The sequence below is a fragment of the Ornithinimicrobium sp. F0845 genome (genome assembly GCF_023015765.1).
Classification (GTDB): Bacteria; Actinomycetota; Actinomycetes; order Actinomycetales; family Dermatophilaceae; genus Ornithinicoccus.
The window spans coordinates 1-329 of sequence record NZ_JALKAL010000044.1 but is presented as its reverse complement, the minus strand read 5'-3'; the positions used below and the strand labels follow the sequence as shown (position 1 = coordinate 329).

Sequence of the window (329 nt, the reverse complement as noted above, 5' to 3'; positions counted from 1 at the left end):
GGAGGCCCGGATCCTGGCGCTGACCCCGGGCTCGACGCTGTACCGGTTGGTGACCGACCCGGCCACCGGGGCCCTCATCGAGCGCTCCACCACGGCCTACAAGTTCGACAAGGCGATGCGTGCCCACATCATCGCCGCCGACGTCTTCTGTCGCATGCCTGGCTGCCTGCGTCCGGCCTCCCGCGCCCAGATCGACCACGTCCAGGAATACGGCACCGCCGGCGGGCACACCTGCATCGGCAACGGCCAACCCCTGGACGAACCCCACCACGACCTGAAGACCAAGAAACACTGGGACGCGGTCATCCACGCCAACCGCGACGTCACCT

1 protein-coding gene is annotated in these 329 nt (G+C 68.4%); it reads left to right on the top strand.

Translation table 11 applies throughout. The features are described 5' to 3' along the window. Window positions 1-329, top strand: a 329-nt coding sequence (locus tag MWU75_RS19655; RefSeq protein ID WP_247094150.1) for an HNH endonuclease signature motif containing protein, incomplete at both ends; no start/stop codon positions are given.